Here is a 21,031-nt window from a genome sequence, read left to right on the forward strand (position 1 = left end):
TCGTATCGAAAAAGATAGGCCACGCAGGCGAGATATCTGCACTCTGCAACGATGAATTTGATCAAATCTGGATTGATCCTGACCGCCGAGTGGACATAGACAAATGCGACGCCACCTGTTTGGGTGCGCGCAAACCCTTTTCTGCCGGAGTCCGACCCATGCTGGATACTACGACCGACCTGAAATCCATTCTGAAAAACCCCGATCTGCTGGTGACCAAGGCCTATATCGGCGGCCAGTGGGTCGATGGTGACAATGGGACGTTTTCCGTCACCAACCCTGCGCGGGGCGACGTGATCGCCGAGGTCGCCGACCTGAGCCGCGCGCAGGTTGCAGGTGCCATCGCACAGGCCGAGGCCGCGCAAAAGGAATGGGCCAAGCTGACCGGCAAGGAACGCGCCGTGATCCTGCGCCGCTGGTACGATCTGATGATGGAAAACGCCGAGGATCTGGGCAAGATCCTGACCGCCGAACAGGGCAAGCCGCTGGCCGAAGCCGTGGGTGAGATCGGCTATGGTGCCTCGTTCATCGAGTTTTTCGGCGAAGAGGCCAAGCGCGTTTATGGCGAGACTATTCCAGGTCATCAGCGCGACAAACGCATCATGGTGCTGAAGCAGCCCATCGGCGTTGCGGCCTCGATCACGCCCTGGAACTTCCCCAATGCGATGATCACGCGAAAGGCCGGACCGGCGCTTGCAGCCGGATGCGCCTTTGTCGCCCGGCCTGCCGCCGAGACACCCTTGTCGGCGCTGGTTCTGGGCGCATTGGCCCAGCAGGCAGGCATCCCCGCCGGTGTGTTCAACGTGGTGCCCTCGTCGCGCGCCAGCGAAATCGGCAAGGAGTTCTGCGAAAACCCCGGCGTGCGCAAGCTGACCTTTACCGGCTCGACCGAGGTGGGGCGCATCCTGCTGCGGCAGGCGGCGGAACAGGTGATGAAATGCTCGATGGAACTGGGCGGCAATGCGCCGTTCATCGTGTTTGACGATGCCGATCTGGATGCCGCCGTCGAAGGCGCGATGATGTGCAAGTTCCGCAATAACGGCCAGACCTGTGTCTGTGCCAACCGCATCTATGTGCAGGCCGGTGTCTATGACGCGTTTGCTGCCAAGTTGAAGGCTGCGGTCGAGGCTCTGAACGTCGGCGACGGCCTGAACGAAGGCATCACCACCGGACCGCTGATCAATGATGACGCCGTTGCAAAGGTGCAGGAACATATCAAGGATGTAACCGACAAAGGCGGCCAAATCCTGACCGGTGGCCTGCCGCACGATCTGGGCGGCACCTTCTTTGAGCCGACCATTGTCACCGGTGTGACGCAGGACATGCTGGTGGCGCAGGACGAAACCTTTGGCCCGCTGGCACCGCTGTTCAAGTTCGAGGATGAAGACGACGTGATCGCCATGGCCAATGACACGATCTTTGGTCTGGCCTCGTATTTCTATGCCAAGGATCTCAGCCGCGTTTACAAAGTGGCCGAAGCGCTGGAATACGGGATCGTTGGTGTGAACACCGGCATCATCTCAACCGAGTTGGGCCCGTTTGGCGGCGTCAAACAATCCGGCTTGGGCCGCGAAGGCAGCCATCATGGCATGGAAGACTATCTGGAGATGAAATACATCTGCCTGTCGGTCTGATCCGCCCAAACCTTCGCTGTACAGATGGCCGTAAAGGCAACGCCCCGCGTCTGGAGGAACGCGGGGCGCATGGTGCGGTAATCCAGAGAGGAACGATTACCGCGGCGTGGTGACTGACTGCCTCAGTTTACGGCTTTGGCGTCAACCACATCCTTTTCGATGGCCTTGCTGGACGAAATCTCGATCCGGCGGGCTTTCAGGGCTTCGGGCACCTCGCGCTTGAGATCGATATTCAGCATGCCGTTCTCATGGCTGGCACCGGTAACACGAACGTGGTCGGCAAGGGCAAAACGGCGCTCGAACGCGCGGGTGGCGATGCCGCGGTGCAGATAGCTGCGATCTTTGTCTTCCGCAGTTTTCTTACCGGCGACGACCAACGAATTCTCTTTCACTTCGACCGAAAGATCGGCCTCGGAAAAACCGGCAACAGCAACCGAGATACGATAGGTGTCGACATCGGTTTTTTCGATGTTGTAGGGCGGATAGCTGGGTTGAGCCACATCATTGGTCAGAACGCGATCCATCATGTCAGCGATCTGGTCAAAACCTACAGTGGCGCGGTGCAGCGGTGCAAAGTCAAATGTACGCATATGTCGTATCCTCATGTTTGAGCGATGAACGTAATGCCCTCCGATCGGACGGGCGTTCGATTGTCTCAGGCCCCGTTTGCGGCGACCCGATACATTTGACATGGGAAACGTTCTGGCCGAGTTCAACCCCCTCCGGAGCTGATGAATTTCGCACCGGTATCCGACTTGCCTGATCCCACCTGCAATCGCTTTATTGTCGCCTTTGGTTTAGGGGCATCCCGGCGCAGAGTCGCCTTCAGATCGGCCACAATTTCCTGCAATTCCATACCGAATCCCACTTTCTGCCGACCATCCGTACCAACTGCAGAGACTACTGAAAGTATTTGCCAGCGCGGACCGTTTCGCGCCAACAGAGCCGAACCCGAGGACCCAAAGGTAATGTCGCAGTTGAATGTGATCAGGCCCTGATAGCGCTGCAGGATTTTGCAGGACCGTTCCCGCGTAATCGCATTCGATCGGCCCCGACCATACGATGCAAGACTGACCTCATCCCCCGCCACGCGCCCGTTATGCAACGCAAAGGGATCGGCCACGGAATAGGGGATCGGTTGATCCAGCCGCATCAACGCGACATCAACGCGCACGGCATCGGGCGACAGTTGAGCGAAACGTGTGTAATCCGGATGTGCCGCGATCTGCACCACCTTGCGATCTGCCAACGCAGTTCCGTCGCTTAGCCCTGCCCGAAAGGTTACCTGCCCTGGCCCATAGGGTTGACCGGTTCTTTTGTCCAAGGCGCAATGGGCCGCGGTCAGTACCAGATCCTGTGCGATCAACGTACCCGTACAAAACCCCTCGGCGCCGATATCCAGGCGGCCGACGGCCTCCCAGCCATATAGGTCATCGCGGTCGGTGAGTTTGCGTTTTGCACTTTGCGCCTGGGACATCGTTGTCATCATAGCCAGGCATAAAAACAGGCTTGCCCAAAATCGCATCATGGCCGGACGAACCTGGCGCCAATATGACGGCTTGCCGAATCGCCGGTGTCCGAGCCGCTGAATCCGCGCCCGGCGGACAGTTCACTCCGCAGCAAAGGCAACGAAACCTCGACCGCGGTACCTATGGCCACAGGCTCGCCATTGAATTCCGCCTTGGCCGCCACGACCGAGACGATCCGTGGTCTTTCGCCCTCGAACGCAAATACCGGGGCGCCGGAGGATCCAAACTCGACATCACAGGACAGGACAAGAACCTCGGAAACGCCGGTCACGACCGAGCAGACCTCCTGCAATGATGGCGCCTCGGCGCGGTCCTTCGCATAGGACACAACCCCAACTTCCTGTCCGCGAACGGGCCGATCGCCGGTATCAAATGGAATGACCGAGGTACTGCGGATTGGCTGCCATAGCTCGATCAGCGCAATATCGCTACCGATCCGGTTGGTCGGGGTTTCGTCGTCGTAAAAGTAATCGGGGTGAATCACCGCCCTGCGCGCCGCACGATAGGCTGATGCCCGACCCAGACGCCAGGCGGCAAGAAATTCGACCTTAGACAGGTCAATACGTTGGCCTGTGGCCTTATCATAAAGACAATGCGCTGCCGTCAGCACCTGGTTCTGCGCAATCAGCGTCGCGGTGCAGAATGCTTCGCCGTCAATATTCAAGCGCCCGACAGCCATCCAGGCTCGCCCTGCATCGGTGGTGTCCAGACTTTTCAGCCCGCTATCCTGCGCCAGTACGGCCATCGGCATGAGTGCCAGCGCAAAAGCCTTGATCCAGTTTTTCAAGCGGTTCTCCGGCGTTGCTTCCAGCGCATACTCATAGCTGTCGTGTACGGCGAAAATAGGGCCGGTACGTTTCCCGTTCTATCTGATGCAGCCCTGCATCAGGCAGCTAACGCAGGATCGGCACGGCCGTTCCCATCTCATGACCCTGCTGCATCGCACGCGGCAACGGCCCGCCTGTGGACCAATCCAACAGCTCGACCGTATGCAAAATAGGTATCTGCGTGGCCGAACCGATCTGCATCATGCAACCTATATTGCCTGCAGCGATAACATCAGGGTTCTTAGCCTCAAGCGTCCGAACCTTGCGTTGCTTTAACAGACCCGAGATTTCGGGCTGCATCAGGTTATAGGTCCCGGCGCTGCCACAGCACAGATGGCTGTCTGAAGGCTCTAACACGGTGAAACCCGCATTCTTCAACAGGTCTTTGGGATGGTTTTTGATCTTTTGCCCATGCTGCAAAGAACAAGCGGCATGATAGGCGACGGTCATGCCCTTGTGCTGGCCTCCGGGCAGGTCCAGTTGCACCAGCAATTCGCTGATATCCATGGCAATCGCCGAAACCCGCGCGGCATCTGCCGCCAAAGCCTCGTTTCGGAACATGTGCCCGTAATCCTTGACGGTCGTACCACAACCCGAAGTGTTGATGACGACGGCATCCAGCCCCTGGCCATCGATCTCTCTGGTCCAGGCCTGTATATTGGCCGCCGCCGCTTTGTGGCTGTCAGCCACCTTGCCCATGTGATGGGTCAGCGCACCACAGCATCCCGCGCCTTTGGCCACAACGACTTCGCAGCCCAGCCGGGTCAGCAGGCGAATCGTGGCGTCGTTGATATCCGTGTTCAGCGCCTTTTGGGCGCAGCCTGTCATCAGTGCCACGCGCTTTTTCGGCGCTCCTTTAGGGGCAAAGCGTTGCGGGTCATCGTTGCGGCTGACCGGAGGGATATGTTTTGGTGCCATCTCCAGCATCGCCCGCAGCCGCGCATCCGGCATCAGAAACCGGAAGGGACGGCCCAGCTTGGCCCCGATCAGGGCCCAGCGAAACCGCGTCGGATAGGGCAGAATCTGCGCCAGAACCCAACGCAGAAGGCGATCGGTCAGCGGGCGTTTGTAGTTTTGCTCGATATACTCCCGCGCGTGATCGACCAGGTGCATATAGTGAACGCCCGACGGACAGGTGGTCATGCAGGCCAAACAGGACAGGCAGCGGTCGATATGTTTGACGGTTTTCTCATCCGGGACACGCTCATTCTCAAGCATGTCCTTGATCAGGTAGATCCGTCCGCGCGGGCTGTCGAGCTCATCCCCCAGCACCTGATAAGTCGGGCAAGTGGCGGTACAAAAGCCGCAATGAACACAGCTGCGCAGGATCTGGTTCGAGCGCTGGGTCGCCGGATCCTGCAGCTGTTTTTCGGTGAAATCTGTCTGCATTGCCCTACCCCATCAGCCCCGGGTTAAACAGCCCTCGGGGATCAAATTTCGCCCGAATGCCTTTTATTAGAGCCTGTATAGCTACACTCTCAGGCTGGAACCGGCCCAGCCGCTCGACCGTTTCCGCATCGCCGCGCACAAGGGTTGCATGACCAGAAAAAGTGCCAAGTCGCGCCCGCAAATCGGTTCCCGCAGGAAGGCGCAGCCAGATCAGACCGCCGCCCCAGTCGTAGAACACCTGTTCAGCCTCGGCCCGCGCCGCGATCATCGGGGCGTCACCGGGCGTGACAGACAGACGCCACACGTCGCCAGCCTTGCCCCGGAACGCGTGAACATCGCGGGTCGCCGTCCACAGCGTTGCCGGTTCATCGACATTTGCGATCTGGCCGAACCCAGACAGTTCGGATGTCAGCCTCTCGGTTCTGTAAGCGACGGAATCCGCAAATCCTTCGACCCTAACAAAGGCTTTTTCGCACTCCGGGTCATAAGCTGCGCCAGTGACCTCGAACGGAGATCTAAGCGCTGCGGACAGCGTTTTTATCGCTGCTTCTGCATTAGATACGGTCACTGACAGCGTTGCTGTGTGTTCCGGCTTGGGCAGGACTTTCAGCGACACTTCGGTCAGCACGCCCAACGTTCCCCAGGACCCACAGATCAGCTTGACCAGATCATAGCCAGTGACATTCTTCATCACCCGCCCGCCACTTTTGATCACCTGCCCGGTGCCATCGACATATCGCACCCCCAGCAAGAAATCGCGACATGCGCCTGCCTGAATGCGGCGCGGCCCCGAGATGTTGGCGGCAACCACACCGCCGATGGTCGGCTCGCCTTGGGTGCCCAACAGGCTGCGATGGTCCATCGGCTCAAAGGCCAGTTGCTGGCCCTCGGCCTCCAATGCGGCCTCAACCTCGGCTAGCGGTGTTCCGGCCTGCGCAACCAGCGTTAAGGCGCCGGGTTCATACAGTGTGATGCCTGTCATCCCGCCGGTTTCAATCACTTGGCCGGGACCCTCAACGCCACGAGTGCCGCCGCCTGTGATACGCACGGCGCCTGTAAGTCCGGCAACCATCTGGGCCAGTTCAGTTTCGGACGTGGGTTTCATCATATATCTCTTTGTTAGAGCCTATTTTTCGGCTATTTGCGGGTTGCGACGCGGTTCGGAGGCGTCCAGCGGGAACACTTTAGCCGGGTTCAGCAACCATCCTGGATCGAACACATCTTTAACCGCCATCTGCGCCTCAAGATCGGCAGGGGCATATTGATGATGCATCAGATCGCGCTTTTCGATTCCCACACCGTGCTCGCCGGTCAGGCAACCGCCCTCATCCACACAAAGTTTCAGGATTTCCGCCCCGAACGCCTCACATTTTTCGAGGTCGCCGGGTTTGTTGGCATCAAACAGGATCAAAGGGTGCATGTTCCCGTCGCCGGCATGGAATACATTTCCAACCGGCAGGCCGAACTCATCGCTCAGCTCACCAATCCGGCGCAATACGGCGGGCAGCGCCGATACCGGGATGGTCCCATCCAGGCACATATAGTCGTTCATCTGCCCCATGGCGCCAAAGGCCGATTTGCGGCCCAACCAGATCCGGGCGCTTTCATCCGCCGACTGGCTCTCGCGCAGTTCGACCGGATTGTGGCGTTTTGCAATCTCGACAATCTTGGCCAGCTGGCTGTCGATCTCGGCCTCCGAGCCTTCGACCTCGACAATCAACAATGCTTCGCATTCCGGATACCCGGCATGCGCAAAGTTTTCGCAGGCCTGAATGCACAGGCGATCCATGAACTCAATCGCGACAGGCAAGATACCGGACTTGATGATGTCCGAAACGCATTGGCCTGCGATTTCATTGTCATCAAACCCCATCAGAACGGGCCGTGCGCCTTCTGGCTTGCGCAGGATGCGCAGGGTCGCCTCGGTGACGACGCCCAGTTGCCCTTCGGACCCGCAGATCACCCCCAGCAGGTCAAGACCCGGCGCGTCCAGATGAGCGCCACCGATTTCGACTACGCTGCCATCCATCATCACCAGGGTCACACCCAGCAGGTTGTTCGTGGTTACCCCGTATTTCAGGCAATGCGCCCCGCCGGAATTCATCGCGATATTGCCCGCAATCGCGCAAGCCAGTTGCGACGACGGATCGGGGGCATAAAAGAAATCCTCTTCCTCGACCGCGCCGGTGACGCTCAGGTTGGTGCGCCCAGTCTGGACCTTGATGAATCGGTTGTCATAATCAACCTCCAGCACGTCGTTCATCCGCGCCACGCCCAGTATGACGCAATCAGCTGTTGGCAGCGCCCCCCCGGCCAGCGACGTACCCGCACCACGCGGTACCACCGGCACGCCTTCGTCATGGCAAATGCGCAAGATATCCGAGACCTGCTGCGTGGTCGAAGGCAAAACCGCCAGCATCGGCGGGCATCTATAGGCGGTCAAAGCATCACATTCATAGGCGCGTGTCTCGGCCGGGTCATGAATGATCGCGTCGTCCGGCAGAACCCCCGACAGGCGCGCCACCACCGCATCTTTGCGACGCAGGACATCAGGGCTTGGCTTTGGCATTTCCATGGCAGGCTCCTTGGTTTGGTAAAATAATATTACCAATTTGTCAGTATGGCAAGTTCCGACTTCCGGAAGTACTGTCACGGCCATGACCTGGATTGACCGCGCCGCTCTGTTTGCCCCTTTGGATTTTGCCGCCATAACGCTGATGATGGGGGCCTGGCTGTGCCTTGGGTGGATGATCGAAAACCCGTCGCCAAAGAAGCGGTCAGTGGCCTTGATGATGGATGAGTATCGCCGCGACTGGATGCGCGAGATGGTCACACGCCAGCCAAGGATGTTTGACGCGCAGGTCGTGGCCACGATGCGGCAAGGCAGTACCTTCTTTGCCTCGACCACGATGATTGCCATCGGTGGTGGCCTGGCCCTGCTGGGCAATACCGAGCGTCTGGCCGGTGTCGCCAGTGATCTGGCCATCGGCAGCTTTCCAGCCCTGGTGTGGGAGATCAAGATACTCGCCGTCGTCCTGCTGCTGGCCAATGCCTTTCTGAAATATGTCTGGGCGCATCGTCTGTTCGGCTATTGCGCGGTACTGATGGCCGCGGTCCCGAATGAGCCCGAAAATCCCATCGCCTATCCCCGCGCCACGCAATCGGCCGAGATCTGTGTCACCGCCGCCCGCAGCTTTAACCGCGGGCTGCGCTCTACCTATTTCGCACTGGCCTTGCTTGCATGGTTTCTGGGGCCACTCGCGTTGATCGTCGGCACAGTTATCACTGCAGGCCTGCTTTACCGACGCGAATTCGCCTCGCAATCCCGCGCGATCTTGATGGCGCAGGTTGGCAACACGCAGTCGTGACCCCATGCCATCGCCGTGGCGTTGACGCCCGGCTTTTGGTTCTTACTTTTTGCCAGCAGGTTTTCATGTGGGTCGAAGCGAGCTTTTGGTCAACACGCAACGATTGTCCGATCTGAGTCCTGAGCAGCCGAGTAGCATTATCCTTGCCGACAAGATTTGACAGTTAACTCAAATCTGCCAAGATGCTTCAAATTTTTTAAAGAAAGATAGTTCCATGAAAAAAGTGTTCGTAGGCATAGCAATAACTTTGTTGACTTCGATGTCACCGGCCTTGGCTCAGGATATCGCGGCAGGGTCCAGACTTACGGTAACTTCCGACTGGCACTCAAAGAACGGAGGGCCTTACAGTCCGCAGATCGTATCTTGTAAATCCAACAGTGGTTTGTGCTTGCGAGACACTAATACTTCGCCGGTAAACAATCCGATGACAAAGACCAAGAACGGTCTGCAGGTCGTCTTCAAGGAATTCGGGGTCGTTTATTTGTTCAAGCCCAGTGGAAAGGGTACTTTTCACGACATGAACGGTAAACAAACTGGCAAGTTCAAGTGGTCTCAGTAGCTTGAGAATCGAACGCTCAATTCGTGCTCTAGACACGCTCCGATAACTGTCTGTTTCACCTTGCATAGCTTGCATCAAAAATATGCTTCCAAATATAAGCCTTGCTGCAGTGGGCAATTCCATAGACTTCGGCCGGGAGCTGATTCTATTAGAGCGAAGCTCTATACCGCCAAGAGTTTAGGATCGAAACATGCGATATGTGATTCTCTGCACCTTTCTGGCCAGCCCCACCCTAGCCGATCCGCCAACGATCGAGCAGGTCAACGCCTCGTCCAGCGGTGGCAGTTGGCGTTTCGACGTGACGATCCGGCATCCGGACACCGGATGGGATCACTATGCCGATGGCTGGCGTGTGCTGGATATGGACGGGAATGAGCTGGGGATGCGTGTGTTGCATCACCCGCATGAGACGGAACAGCCCTTTACCCGCTCGCTGGGCGGGGTGGCAATTCCTGATGGTACATCTCAGGTCCAGATACAGGCCCGTTGCAGCGTGGATGGCTGGGCAGACGAAACCATTGTTGTGCCGCTGAACTGACCTCAGAATACGCCCAACGCCAGCCCTGCGGCCATCGCCTGCCCCAAGTCGCGGCATGTCTGCAGTGCTTCTTCGGGGATGCGTTTTTCGGCTAGGATCGCCTCGGGCGTTTGTGCATGGGTGCATATGATCAACGGCAACTGAACTTCTTTCAGCCGCCATCCGGTTGCAATTCGGGCCGTCTGTCGTGCCGCATTCTGCCCGTCGGACCCGGCACAGATCATCTGGGCAAAGGGGCGACCTTCGATGCGACCAAGAACCGGATAATAACAGCGGTCGTAAAACTCTTTCATCACGCCCGAAATCGCCGCCAGGTTTTCGGGTGCGCAGAAGATATAGCCATCTGCGGCCAGCAGATCTTGGGGTCCGGCCCGCTCTGCGGGCTTCAAAACGGTGTCGGCCTCATCGTGCGCACCTTCGGCAGCAGCTTCGGCCATCTGCCGGGCGCCGCCGGTGCGTGAATGGTAAACGATCAATAGCTGCGCCATGTCAGACCCGGTGATAGGGACCGCCCGACAGGATGGTTGCGGCCCGATAAAGTTGCTCGGCCAGCATCACACGGACCAGCATGTGGGGCCAGACCATGGACCCGAAAGAGATGGAGAAATCCGCCTCGGCGCGCAGATCAGGGTCTATTCCGTCGGCACCGCCAATAAGCAGCGCCAGATCCTGCCGCCCCGCATCACGCCAACCTCCCAGTTTTTGTGCAAAATCGGGCGAGGACATCACCCGCCCCCGTTCATCCAGCGTGCAGATTACGGTGCCTTTGGGCAGCGCCTTGCGCAGCAATGTGGCCTCGGCCCCAATCCCTGCGTTTTTCTTGTCTTCGACCTCGATCACCCGCGCAGGCCCAAGGCCCAGCGCGCGGCCGGTCCGATCAAATCGGGTCAGGTAATCATCAAGCAGGGACTTTTCGGGTCCGGCGCGCAATCGCCCGACCGCAACTATGCTGATCCGCATATCTCTCTCGCCGCCGACCCGTTAATGCAGGCCGGGATAGCGCCTCAGTTCGCCGAGGCGCTGCCGCCCGCAGGCTGCCACATCTTTTCCAGCTGATAGAATTCACGCACTTCGGGGCGGAAGATATGAACGACCACGTCGCCCGTATCGATCAGCACCCAGTCGCCGGCATCCTTGCCTTCGACCTTCGAGGTGAAACCGAATTCCTGCTTGATGCGATCCGTCAGCTTTTCCGCCATGGCCGAGACCTGACGGGTCGACCGACCCGAGGCAATAACCATGTGATCCGCGACGGACGACTTGCCCTGCAGGTTGATCTGCACGACGTCTTCGGCCTTGTCATCGGAAAGTGAGGAAAGGATACGTTCAAGCAGCTTGTCGCTGATTGACTGAGAGTGGGCCATCATGTTGGCCCCATCTTCGGCGGGCAAACCCGCCTGAGTGTGTAGAGACAGGACATAGTCCTCCTTTGCTGCGCGCCATGATATCCCGGCGCCGGGGTACTAATAAGGTAGCAAGGAGATTGCAACATTTCAATGAACACGGGGTCAAAGGGCCGCAACGTTTGCTTAGTCGGTGGCAAGCTGTTGCGCATCGGTGTCGTCGTTCAGCACGCGCACCTCTCGCTGCGGGAAGGGGATCGAGATGCCTTCGGCCTGGAATGCGTCCCACAGCGCCAGATAGACATTGCCCCGTATATTGGTCAGCCCTTTGGTCGGATCGCTGATCCAGAACCGCAGCACATAGTCCACGCTGCTGTCGCCGAAGCCGGTGATATGGCAAACCGCGTCATGTCCGCTGCCACTGAGCACACGCTCGACAGATTTAACCGCATGGATTGCCGTTGCCCGCACATTATGGGGGTCATCCGTGTAACTTGTGCCAAATGTCAGATCCAGCCGCACGAACCGGTCCGAATGCGACCAGTTCACCACCTGATTGGTGATCAAATCCTCGTTCGGGATCAGGTATTCGCGCCCATCCCGTGTGACCACCGAGACATAGCGCGCGCCCAGCGCGTTGATCCAGCCGAACGTGTCGCCCAGCGAAATCACATCGCCCGGTTTGATCGACCGATCCATCAGGATGATGATGCCCGAGATCAGATTCGACACCACTTTCTGCAAACCAAAGCCGATGCCGACGCCAATGGCCCCCGACAACAGCGCAATACCCGTCAAGTCAAAGCCCAGCGTCCGAATGGCGGCCATGAAGACGGCGCCATAGATGACGACCTGTAATCCCTTGGCCAACAAGACCTGCATTGACGGCGAGATATCGTCATTGCGTTTGAGGCCACGTTCAGCAGCACCGGTGCCAAGACGGGCCAGCGTCAACAACACGCCAATCAGCAAAAGCGCCTTGAGGATACCCAACGCCGAGAGGTGCAGATCCCCGATCGAGATCGCCACCCCATCCAGAAACCCGGCGACGTCATCGGTCAAGTTCAGCGCAATCAGCGTCGCATAGGCCCACATTGCCCATTTGAAAATTCGCCGCAGCGTCCGGTTTCGGACCAGACGGGCCACTAGCGCAATCGCCAGCCAAGCGGTAGCCAAAGTTGCTACCACCCCGATGATATAGCTGCGCGATGGCCAGGTGATCTGCTGCATCACCAGATACAGCATCCAGGACAGCGTGACGAAATAGACAAGCGTCAGACGTTGCATCAGCTGGATCAGCGTGCGCAACCGCCATTTGGGCCAACCAGAGCGGGCACGGGCCCAGGCCTCCCATCGGCCCTGCGTAACCAGCTTCAACACATAGGCCAGCGCCCAGAGACCCAGGATGATGACCAGCTGATGTTGACGCCAGCCCGGTGTAATGACCAGATCGACCAGTCTATCGAATTGCAGGGAAAAGGCCTCGATCATGGTCTGATACAGATCAGACAGCGAACTGGGTATCAGGTCTGGGTTCATGCACGTCTCCTGCTTGCCAGCTTGGACAGCGTTGACGCATGATGCAAGCCCGCCGCAGGATTGCGCCTTGATTGACGGACTGACGCGATATATCTGATGCGCATGAGACTCAATCTGACCCCAGCACCTACGTTGCAAGACCACACGCGACTGCGTGAACGGTTCTTTGGGGCCGCCCGCACGGTTCTGGCCCGCCTATAAACGGCGTCCAGCCACTCGCCAGCTAAATCTCAATACATACGGGAGAGGACCGATGTCCCCCAAAACACTCTATGACAAGATCTGGGATGCCCATGTCGCGCACGAAGCCGATGATGGCACCTGCCTGCTGTATATCGACCGCCATCTGGTCCACGAAGTGACCAGCCCGCAGGCATTCGAAGGCCTGCGCATGGCGGGTCGCAAGGTGCGCGCGCCGGAAAAGACCATCGCGGTACCGGATCACAACGTGCCCACCACGCCGGATCGCGTGAACGGCATTGAAAACCCCGAGTCGCGCATTCAGGTCGAAGCACTCGACAAGAACGCCAAGGATTTCGGCATTCACTATTACCCGGTGAATGACGTTCGCCAGGGCATCGTGCACATCGTTGGCCCCGAACAGGGCTGGACCCTGCCCGGCATGACCGTTGTCTGCGGCGACAGCCACACAGCGACTCATGGAGCGTTTGGTGCGCTGGCCCATGGCATCGGCACGTCCGAGGTTGAACACGTTCTGGCCACGCAGACCCTGATCCAGAAGAAATCCAGAAACATGAAGGTGGAAATCACCGGCAAATTGCAGCCGGGTGTGACCGCCAAGGATATCACTCTGGCTGTGATTGGTGAGACCGGAACCGCTGGTGGCACCGGCTATGTCATCGAATATTGCGGCGAAGCGATCCGCAATCTGTCGATGGAAGGCCGCATGACCGTCTGCAACATGGCAATCGAAGGCGGCGCCCGCGCTGGCCTGATCGCCCCGGATGAGACCACGTTCGAATATGTCAAAGGCCGCCCACACGCGCCGAAAGGGGCCCAGTGGGAAGCGGCGATGGACTGGTGGAAAACGCTGTTCACCGATGAAGACGCGCATTTCGACAAGGTCATCACCCTGCGCGGCGAAGACATCGCGCCGGTCGTCACCTGGGGCACCAGCCCCGAGGACGTGCTGCCGATCACTGCATCCGTGCCTCACCCCGAGGATTTCGAAGGTGGCAAAGTCGATGCGGCCCGCCGGTCCATCGAATATATGGGTCTGGAAGCCGGTCAGAAGCTCAGCGACGTCGAAATCGACACCGTCTTTATCGGGTCCTGCACCAACGGCCGCATCGAGGACCTGCGCGCCGCTGCCGAGATTCTGAAGGGCAAAAAGATCAAGGACGGGATGCGGGCGATGGTTGTGCCTGGTTCAGGCCTTGTCCGCGCGCAGGCCGAGGAAGAAGGTCTGGCCGAGATCTTCAAAGAGGCCGGGTTCGAATGGCGTTTGGCGGGATGTTCCATGTGCCTGGCGATGAACCCCGACCAGTTGCAACCGGGCGAGCGCTGCGCCGCGACCTCGAACCGCAACTTCGAAGGCCGTCAGGGCCGCGGCGGGCGCACCCACCTGCTAAGCCCCGCAATGGCTGCCGCAGCGGCAATCACAGGACGGCTGACAGACGTCCGCGAGTTGATGTAAGCTGCCCTCATAACTGGATATTTGAGGGATTTAAGACATGAGTGACTGGATCAAATGGCTCCTGATGGGGCTTCTGTCCATAGTGTTCGGCCTTTTTGTGCTGGGCGCGCCTGCAGTGGCGTCGATTGCCGTAACGGTGGTGACCGGCGTACTGCTGCTGATTTCAGGGGCATTGCAGGTGGTCGGTGGGTTCACCGTCGAGGGCACCGGCAACAAAATCCTGTCGCTTATTATGGGTGCGGTGATGCTGTTTCTGGGCTGGTCCTTCCTGGATCACCCGCTGCAGGGCACCGTGACGCTGGCGACGGTCTGCCTGATCCTGTTCATGGCAGGCGGTATTGCGCGGGTCATTTTGTCGTTCCAGATGAAAGGTACGCAGTATTTCTGGGCGACACTGATCTCGGGCGTGATGTCGATTGTTCTGGCGATGCTCATCTGGCGGTTCGCAGCAACCGATCCTGTCGTGCTGTTGCAACTGCTCGGCATCCTGCTGGGGATCGAGATGGTGTTCAACGGTCTGGGCCTGGTGTTCATGGCGCTCTTCATCAAAGACGCACCCAAAGACGAAACAACTGAAGCGAAACAAGCTTAAACGCGGGGCATGGGCGCGGCCCTCCCCCGCAGGAGTGTAGACATGGAAAAGTTTGACAAAGTCCACGGGGTGGCCGCCCCGATGCCATTGATCAATATCGACACCGATATGATCATTCCGAAAGTGCACCTGAAAACGATCAAACGATCCGGCCTTGGCGTCGTACTATTTGACGAGATGCGCTATCACGATCACGGCGGTGAGAATGAAGAGTTCATTCTGAACAAACCCGCCTATCGGCAAACCGAGATTCTGGTGGCTGGCGACAATTTCGGCTGCGGCTCATCGCGCGAACACGCGCCCTGGGCGATCAAGGATTTCGGCATCAAGGTTGTGATCTCGACCAGCTTTGCCGACATCTTCTTCAACAACTGCTTCAAGAACGGCATCCTGCCCATCGTGGTCGAAGAAGAACATCATGCGGTTCTGATGGAAGACGCGCATAGAGGCGAAAACGCCCGCATGACCGTGCATCTGGAAGATCAGCAGATCACCACATCCGATGGTGTCGTGATCGAATTCGAGGTGGATTCTCATCGTAAGCACTGCCTGCTGAACGGTCTGGACGATATTGGCCTGACGATGGAAAAAGACCATCACATCGAGAAGTTCGAGGATCATGCGGGCCAAGCACGCCCCTGGGTGTGATTCTGGGAACGAATCTGTTGATACTCAACTTTATGGGGACGCCACGGCGTCCCCATTCGCCTTCTTGGGGTTCTGAACGGCGAAACCACTACATATAGGTCTCGACTTGAAACACACGTCGGATTTGCGTCAAAAATGATGCAATCCCGCACCAGTTGCGCCATCATTTTGCCCAAAATTGAGTGTTTTCTGCCACCTGGCTTGAGCGAAATGTCGCTTATCGCCAATGTCGGCGGGTACAGGCACCCACCATGGCAAAACATTGGTGAGAGATGACATCTGCTGCAACGGTAACGTGGCAGGCACAAGTTGGAATGAAGTCGGCAAAGAATCGGCTAATCCAGTTTGAAAGGGTTCGGATAGTGATTGCGCGCACAACAGGGGCGGCAATTCGGGGAATATTGGTTGCACTTTTGGTGCTGACACCCGCGTTGTACTTGCCCGTATCATCAACGAATGGGACCGAGATTGTCGTCTTTCTCGCCATTCTCGCGTTTTTCCTGACCTTCGCCGAATATAATTCGGCCTTCCCAAGCTTTATTGAATTTCGCGACGCACCACCAGTGAACCGCCTGCGCTTTGTTGGGCTGGTTTCGATGGTCGCTTTCCTGACGCTGATCTGCAAAAACGCCTATTCGCCGACAGAATTGACCTCAGGTTTTTATGTGATCGGGTTGGGCGTCGCCAATGTGGTCGATTTCCCCTATTCACCCGTGCGTCTGATCGTGTTGATGCTGCCTGTCAACGCAAGCGCGCCGCTGATCGAACTTGTTCGTATCGCTGCCAGTGTGGCCTATGTCGCAGCTATGGTCACAATCGCCAGTTTCTACTACGCGGTGAAAATGCGTGGTTGGCCCACCGGAAACGGAGCCTTCAACGTCTGGACAAATCTGCCGCTGTTCGATCCGACCAAGGGTGGCGATGTCGTGACCCGTCTGCAGCGTGATGGACGGTTGAACATCTCGATCGGCGTCCTGCTGCCGTTTGTAATCCCGGCTCTGATCAAGATCCTGACCGATTATGTGAGCCCGATCTCGCTGAACAGTCCCCAGACGCTGATCTGGACGTTGAGCGCTTGGGCCTTTCTGCCTGCTAGCATGATCATGCGAGGAATGGCGACACTGCGCATTGCAAACCTGATTGTCGAAAAACGCCGCGCCTATTCTACGACTGAATCAACACAGACCGCATGATTCGCGTTTTTCTGCTGCTTTTGCTGCCATTCGCGGCACAGGCAGAGACGATACGCATAGCCACCTTCAACACCGAACTCAGCCGTAAAGGACCGGGCATTCTGCTGCGCGATATCCGGCGCGGGGATGCACAGGTTCGTGCTGTGATGCAGGTGTTGTTGGAAACCCAACCCGATATCGTTGCCTTGCAGGGCATCGACTGGGATCTCAATGGCGAAACGCTGACCGCATTCGGTGAGGCGCTGCGCGACGAGGGGCTGGACTATCCCTATCGCTTTACCGCCAAGCCTAATTCAGGAATGGAAACCAGTCTGGATCTGGACGGGGACGGGCAGGTCAATGGACCAAGAGATTCCCAAGGCTATGGCGAGTTCACCGGTCAGGGCGGGCTGGCCATTCTGTCCCGGTTTCCCATAAGCCATGACGACATGCAGGATTTCTCAGGAGTACTGTGGCGCGACCTGCCGGGGGCTGATCTGCCGACGGTCGATGGCACGCCATTTCCCTCTGAAGCCGCCCAGCGCATTCAGCGACTGTCCTCGGTGGCACATTGGATCGTACCAATCGAGTCCCCGATCGGCCACCTGAACCTGATGACATTTCACGCGACCCCGCCCGTTTTCGACGGACCCGAGGACCGGAACGGGTTGCGCAATCGTGACGAAATTCGCTTGTGGAACGCTGTGCTGGACGGTGCTCTAGGCCCTGCCCCACACGGGCCTTTCGTGATTGCTGGGGATGCAAATCTGGATCCCACGCGCGGGGAAGGCCGGAAAGAGGCTATCCAGGGCTTGCTGGCAGACCCGCGGTTGCAGGATGCAAAGCCTGCCACCCCCTCGGGGGCATTGGCCACGGTTGAGTGGAAAGCCGTCGGAGAAATGCGGGTAGATTACGTTCTGCCCTCGGCAGATCTACGCGTTGTGGATGCGGGCATCTTTTGGCCCGACACGGGCGCAGACCTGCGCGCAATCGCCGAACAGGCCAGCCGGCACCGGCTTGTCTGGGTGGACCTGGGACATCGCTAACGCTGGTCAGGCCCGGGCAGTTCTGACCAAAGTCGCTTTCTGCTTGGCTGTTTTCGGGATCGCAGAAGCCATCGCCGCGTCCAAGTCGGTCGTCTGAAATCCAGGAATAAGGTCGTCAAAGAATGCGCCGTCCAAACTATGCGGCAGATCCCATAGATAGCGCATCTCAACCAGATGTGGCGCTAACTTCCAGAAAGGCCGCAGTGCCTGAATCGGCCACCATTTCATGGGGCTGACGGCTATTTCGGCACCGGTCACCCGCGACAAGGATTGCGCAATATCCCGGCCGGTCAGGGTAAACCCGGCATAAGGAACCTCGCAGAACCGGGGAAGGTCCTGGCGGATATCAGCCAACGCAACGGCCGCTCGGGTGAGGTCGGGCAGATAGGCCCAGGCGTGTGGGATATCCGGGCGACCGGGATAAACCATCTTGCCGCGTGCCAAAGGCTTGATCATGACCTGATCGAACCAGTTCCCCGAGGCGCAAGTGTCAATGAAATCACCTGCCCTGAGAAGAATCGTTCTTACAGAGCATTTTCGATAGGCTTCTTCCATCTCAACCCGGATCCTGCCCAGGGGATTATGCGCCGCATGCGGTGTTGCACACGACCATGGCCCCGGCGTTTGCGCGCCAAAAACATAGACATTGCCGGGAAGGATCACAGTTGCACCGTGATCCGCTGCCGCATTGATCACGTCACGATGCAGTTCGGGGACTTGTCGCGCCCAGTCCGGATAGGCCGGATTCCAGGCATTGACGACAACATCCACCCCTTCGACAGATCGCTTCAGGTCCTGCGTCTTGCGATCAAAGCAGTGTACGGTCCAGCCCGCCTCGCGAAAAGCTATTGCGGCATTGCGTCCAAACCGACCCGTCGCACCCAGAATAAGGACTGTTCCCGTCATATAAGCCTCCTCTTGTCCATCTAATATGAGCCATTCAGTTCAATTCAGGAATTGCCGCCAAACGCAGAACGTGTATTCATTTTTGAATGGACAAATCTATCACCCACTCTGACTGGTCTCTGATCCAGAGCTTTCTGGCTGTAGCGGAAACCGGATCTTTGTCTGCCGCTGCCCGGCAGTTGAACCGCAGCCAGCCTACCCTGGGTCGCCAGATCCACGCACTTGAGGATGAGCTTGGCGTCTCGCTGTTTGACAGGCATGCGCGGGGCTTGAAGCTAAGCGAAGTTGGGGCGCAGCTTTTCCCGATGGCGCAACAGATGCACGTAGCCATGAACGCGTTCAGCCTGACGGCCGCAGGCCAGTCTCAGGAATTGGAAGGGTCGGTGCGCATCACCGCGTCGGTCTTTGCCTCTCATCACCTGCTGCCGCCGATTCTGGCCCAAATACGGGCAGCAGAACCCGCGATACAACTGGAACTGGTCGCCACCGATGCCACCGAGAACCTGCTCTACCGCGAGGCCGATATCGCAGTGCGGATGTTTCGGCCGGAACAGATGGACATTATCACGAAACATCTGGGGGAAATCAGACTGTGCTTTTGCGCAAGCCGGTCCTATCTGGATCGTGCCGGCCGCCCCAATTCTCCCGACGATCTGTTGAGCCATGACCTTGTCGGGTTTGATGCGAACGAGCAAATCATTATCGGCATGCGCGAAATGGGCTGGCCGGTGAACCGGGACAGCTTTGCCACACGCTGCGACTTTCAGACTGCCTATTGGGAACTGGTCCGCGCGGGCTGCGGTATCGGTTTTAGCGCCGTGAGAGTTGCCGAGGCCGACCCAGAGGTAGAGGTTTTGGACATAAACGTCGAAATCCCTGCGCTGCCGGTTTGGCTTGCCGCTCCGCAGGCGATGCGGCAAACGACACGAATCCGACGAGTCTGGGATATGTTGGCCGAAGGGATAAAGGCCGATCTCTGACTGATTCACACTATCCGTGACGTAGCAAGGGCACGGAAACCCGATTTCCCGTCCAGAACCTGCGTTTAGGCCGGTTCGTCTCATTGACCCGATGCGGCGCAGGCGCTAGGGCCTTTGCTGTCAAACGCAAGGAGATCCTTCATGTCCAACCCCTCGCTCCTCATCCTGCCCGGAGACGGAATTGGCCCCGAAGTCATGGCCGAAGTGCGCCGTATCATCGACTGGTTCGGTGCCAAGCGCGGCCTGGAATTCGACGTGAGCGAGGATCTGGTCGGCGGTGCCGCCTATGACGCCCATGGCAAACCGCTGTCGGACGAAACCATGGCCAAGGCGCAGGAGGCGGACGCAGTTCTGCTGGGTGCTGTTGGTGGACCCAAATACGACGATCTGGATTTCAGCCTCAAGCCCGAGCGCGGCTTGCTGCGGCTGCGCAAAGAGATGGACCTGTATTCGAACCTACGCCCGGCACAATGCTTTGACGCGCTGGCGGATTTCTCGTCTCTGAAGAAAGACATCGTTGCCGGTCTGGATATCATGATCGTGCGCGAGCTGACCTCGGGCGTCTATTTCGGTGAGCCGCGCGGCATCTTCGAGGAAGGCAATGAACGCGTCGGCATCAACACCCAGCGCTATACCGAATCCGAGATCGAACGCGCCGCACGCTCGGCTTTTGAGCTGGCGATGCGCCGGAACAAAAAACTGTGCTCGATGGAAAAGGCCAATGTCATGGAATCCGGCATTCTATGGCGCGAAGTCGTAAACCGGGTCGCTCAGGACTATCCCGAGGTCGAGCTGAGCCACATGTATGCCGACAATGGCGCGATGCAGCTGGTGCGTGCGCCCAAGCAGTTTGATGTGATCGTCACTGACAACCTGTTTGGTGACATCCTGTCGGACTGTGCCGCGATGCTGACCGGTTCACTGGGCATGCTGCCGTCCGCCTCCCTGGGCTCACCAATGGCCAATGGCCGCCCCAAGGCGATGTACGAGCCGGTCCACGGTTCCGCACCCGATATCGCCGGTCAGGGCAAGGCCAACCCCATCGCCTGTATCCTGAGCTTTGCCATGGCACTGCGCTACAGCTTCGATCAGGGGGCCGAGGCTGACCGTCTGGAAGCCGCGATCGAAAAAGTCCTGGCCGATGGTGTCCGCACCGGCGACCTGCTGGCCGACGAAGGGGTCACGCCGGTTTCCACCACGGAAATGGGCGACGCGATTCTGGCGGCGCTGGACGACAGCCTCTGATCAGAGGTCACAACCGAAAATAGAGGCGGCGCCAGATGCGCCGCCCATCTATAGCCGAT

23 protein-coding genes are annotated in these 21,031 nt (G+C 58.3%); 12 read left to right on the forward strand and 11 right to left on the reverse strand.

The annotated features are described in order from the left end of the window. Positions 1 to 158 precede the first annotated feature (158 nt). Positions 159 to 1,634, forward strand: a complete 1,476-nt coding sequence (locus FN806_RS14425; protein WP_142638358.1) for an NAD-dependent succinate-semialdehyde dehydrogenase — start codon at positions 159 to 161, stop codon at positions 1,632 to 1,634. A 122-nt stretch (positions 1,635 to 1,756) separates the two neighbouring features. Here the strand turns inward: FN806_RS14425 and FN806_RS14430 are convergent, their stop codons facing one another. From FN806_RS14430 to FN806_RS14455, 6 genes are all read right to left on the reverse strand, one after another. After that, positions 1,757 to 2,224, reverse strand: a complete 468-nt coding sequence (locus tag FN806_RS14430) for an Hsp20 family protein (RefSeq protein ID WP_142638359.1) — start codon at positions 2,222 to 2,224, stop codon at positions 1,757 to 1,759. A gap of 122 nt (positions 2,225 to 2,346) precedes the next feature. Continuing rightward, complete coding sequence (locus FN806_RS14435; protein ID WP_246097254.1) at positions 2,347 to 3,120, reverse strand: trypsin-like serine peptidase; 774 nt, start codon at positions 3,118 to 3,120, stop codon at positions 2,347 to 2,349. A gap of 38 nt (positions 3,121 to 3,158) precedes the next feature. Continuing rightward, positions 3,159 to 3,950 carry a trypsin-like serine peptidase gene (locus FN806_RS14440; protein WP_185956711.1) on the reverse strand — a complete coding sequence of 264 codons (792 nt, stop codon included), beginning with the start codon at positions 3,948 to 3,950 and terminating at the stop codon, positions 3,159 to 3,161. A 106-nt stretch (positions 3,951 to 4,056) separates the two neighbouring features. Further along, complete coding sequence (glcF, locus tag FN806_RS14445) at positions 4,057 to 5,379, reverse strand: glycolate oxidase subunit GlcF (RefSeq protein ID WP_142638363.1); 1,323 nt, start codon at positions 5,377 to 5,379, stop codon at positions 4,057 to 4,059. A 4-nt stretch (positions 5,380 to 5,383) separates the two neighbouring features. Next, positions 5,384 to 6,484, reverse strand: a complete 1,101-nt coding sequence (locus FN806_RS14450) for an FAD-binding protein (RefSeq protein WP_142638365.1) — start codon at positions 6,482 to 6,484, stop codon at positions 5,384 to 5,386. Between the two features lie 21 nt (positions 6,485 to 6,505). Beyond that, the gene (locus FN806_RS14455) at positions 6,506 to 7,954 is read right to left on the reverse strand and encodes an FAD-linked oxidase C-terminal domain-containing protein (RefSeq protein ID WP_142638367.1); all 1,449 of its coding nucleotides are present in this window, start codon (positions 7,952 to 7,954) and stop codon (positions 6,506 to 6,508) included. A gap of 82 nt (positions 7,955 to 8,036) precedes the next feature. Here FN806_RS14455 and FN806_RS14460 point away from each other — a divergent pair, with 82 nt between their 5' ends. The 3 genes from FN806_RS14460 to FN806_RS14465 all read left to right on the forward strand — a co-directional run bounded on the left by FN806_RS14460 (position 8,037) and on the right by FN806_RS14465 (position 9,844). Further along, on the forward strand, positions 8,037 to 8,747 hold the full coding sequence (locus tag FN806_RS14460) for a DUF599 domain-containing protein (RefSeq protein WP_142638369.1): 711 nt from the start codon (positions 8,037 to 8,039) through the stop codon (positions 8,745 to 8,747). A 424-nt stretch (positions 8,748 to 9,171) separates the two neighbouring features. After that, a complete protein-coding gene (locus tag FN806_RS20740) occupies positions 9,172 to 9,306 on the forward strand; it encodes a hypothetical protein (RefSeq protein ID WP_271950893.1) in 135 nt (44 codons plus the stop codon). Positions 9,307 to 9,496: 190 nt separating this feature from the next. Then, the gene (locus FN806_RS14465) at positions 9,497 to 9,844 is read left to right on the forward strand and encodes a hypothetical protein (RefSeq protein WP_142638371.1); all 348 of its coding nucleotides are present in this window, start codon (positions 9,497 to 9,499) and stop codon (positions 9,842 to 9,844) included. 2 nt (positions 9,845 to 9,846) lie between these two features. On the opposite strand, the gene FN806_RS14470 is transcribed toward FN806_RS14465, so the two are convergent. The 4 genes from FN806_RS14470 to FN806_RS14485 form a co-directional block, all read right to left on the reverse strand. Next, complete coding sequence (locus FN806_RS14470) at positions 9,847 to 10,332, reverse strand: flavodoxin family protein (RefSeq protein ID WP_142638373.1); 486 nt, start codon at positions 10,330 to 10,332, stop codon at positions 9,847 to 9,849. Between the two features lies 1 nt (position 10,333). After that, positions 10,334 to 10,804, reverse strand: coding sequence for a 23S rRNA (pseudouridine(1915)-N(3))-methyltransferase RlmH (gene rlmH / locus FN806_RS14475; RefSeq protein WP_142638374.1), 471 nt, complete (start codon positions 10,802 to 10,804; stop codon positions 10,334 to 10,336). Positions 10,805 to 10,848: 44 nt separating this feature from the next. Beyond that, positions 10,849 to 11,211, reverse strand: a complete 363-nt coding sequence (gene rsfS, locus FN806_RS14480; RefSeq protein ID WP_142638376.1) for a ribosome silencing factor — start codon at positions 11,209 to 11,211, stop codon at positions 10,849 to 10,851. 162 nt (positions 11,212 to 11,373) lie between these two features. Continuing rightward, a complete protein-coding gene (locus FN806_RS14485) occupies positions 11,374 to 12,726 on the reverse strand; it encodes a mechanosensitive ion channel family protein (protein WP_142638378.1) in 1,353 nt (450 codons plus the stop codon). A gap of 102 nt (positions 12,727 to 12,828) precedes the next feature. On the opposite strand from FN806_RS14485, the gene FN806_RS14490 reads away from it, so the two are divergent. The 6 genes from FN806_RS14490 to FN806_RS14515 all read left to right on the forward strand — a co-directional run bounded on the left by FN806_RS14490 (position 12,829) and on the right by FN806_RS14515 (position 17,841). Next, the gene (locus FN806_RS14490; protein ID WP_246097255.1) at positions 12,829 to 12,927 is read left to right on the forward strand and encodes an isopropylmalate isomerase; all 99 of its coding nucleotides are present in this window, start codon (positions 12,829 to 12,831) and stop codon (positions 12,925 to 12,927) included. Positions 12,928 to 12,979: 52 nt separating this feature from the next. Continuing rightward, positions 12,980 to 14,383, forward strand: a complete 1,404-nt coding sequence (gene leuC / locus FN806_RS14495) for a 3-isopropylmalate dehydratase large subunit (RefSeq protein ID WP_142638382.1) — start codon at positions 12,980 to 12,982, stop codon at positions 14,381 to 14,383. A gap of 37 nt (positions 14,384 to 14,420) precedes the next feature. Further along, positions 14,421 to 14,975 (forward strand): HdeD family acid-resistance protein, encoded by a 555-nt coding sequence (locus FN806_RS14500; protein ID WP_142638384.1) that lies wholly within the window; start codon positions 14,421 to 14,423, stop codon positions 14,973 to 14,975. 42 nt (positions 14,976 to 15,017) lie between these two features. After that, on the forward strand, positions 15,018 to 15,623 hold the full coding sequence (gene leuD, locus FN806_RS14505) for a 3-isopropylmalate dehydratase small subunit (RefSeq protein WP_142638386.1): 606 nt from the start codon (positions 15,018 to 15,020) through the stop codon (positions 15,621 to 15,623). Positions 15,624 to 15,985: 362 nt separating this feature from the next. Beyond that, on the forward strand, positions 15,986 to 16,816 hold the full coding sequence (locus FN806_RS14510; RefSeq protein ID WP_142638388.1) for a hypothetical protein: 831 nt from the start codon (positions 15,986 to 15,988) through the stop codon (positions 16,814 to 16,816). Next, positions 16,813 to 17,841 (forward strand): endonuclease/exonuclease/phosphatase family protein, encoded by a 1,029-nt coding sequence (locus tag FN806_RS14515; protein WP_142638390.1) that lies wholly within the window; start codon positions 16,813 to 16,815, stop codon positions 17,839 to 17,841. The genes FN806_RS14510 and FN806_RS14515 overlap by 4 nt, the downstream gene beginning before the upstream one ends. Positions 17,842 to 17,847: 6 nt before the next feature. On the opposite strand, the gene FN806_RS14520 is transcribed toward FN806_RS14515, so the two are convergent. Continuing rightward, on the reverse strand, positions 17,848 to 18,747 hold the full coding sequence (locus tag FN806_RS14520; protein WP_142638392.1) for a sugar nucleotide-binding protein: 900 nt from the start codon (positions 18,745 to 18,747) through the stop codon (positions 17,848 to 17,850). A gap of 86 nt (positions 18,748 to 18,833) precedes the next feature. Here FN806_RS14520 and FN806_RS14525 point away from each other — a divergent pair, with 86 nt between their 5' ends. Both FN806_RS14525 and leuB read left to right on the forward strand, forming a co-directional pair. Continuing rightward, positions 18,834 to 19,727 (forward strand): LysR family transcriptional regulator, encoded by an 894-nt coding sequence (locus FN806_RS14525; RefSeq protein WP_142638394.1) that lies wholly within the window; start codon positions 18,834 to 18,836, stop codon positions 19,725 to 19,727. Positions 19,728 to 19,868: 141 nt separating this feature from the next. Further along, positions 19,869 to 20,972, forward strand: a complete 1,104-nt coding sequence (gene leuB, locus FN806_RS14530) for a 3-isopropylmalate dehydrogenase (RefSeq protein ID WP_142638396.1) — start codon at positions 19,869 to 19,871, stop codon at positions 20,970 to 20,972. Positions 20,973 to 21,031: the final 59 nt, after the last annotated feature.

It is taken from the genome of Ruegeria faecimaris, assembly GCF_900182615.1.
GTDB lineage: Bacteria > Pseudomonadota > Alphaproteobacteria > Rhodobacterales > Rhodobacteraceae > Ruegeria > Ruegeria faecimaris.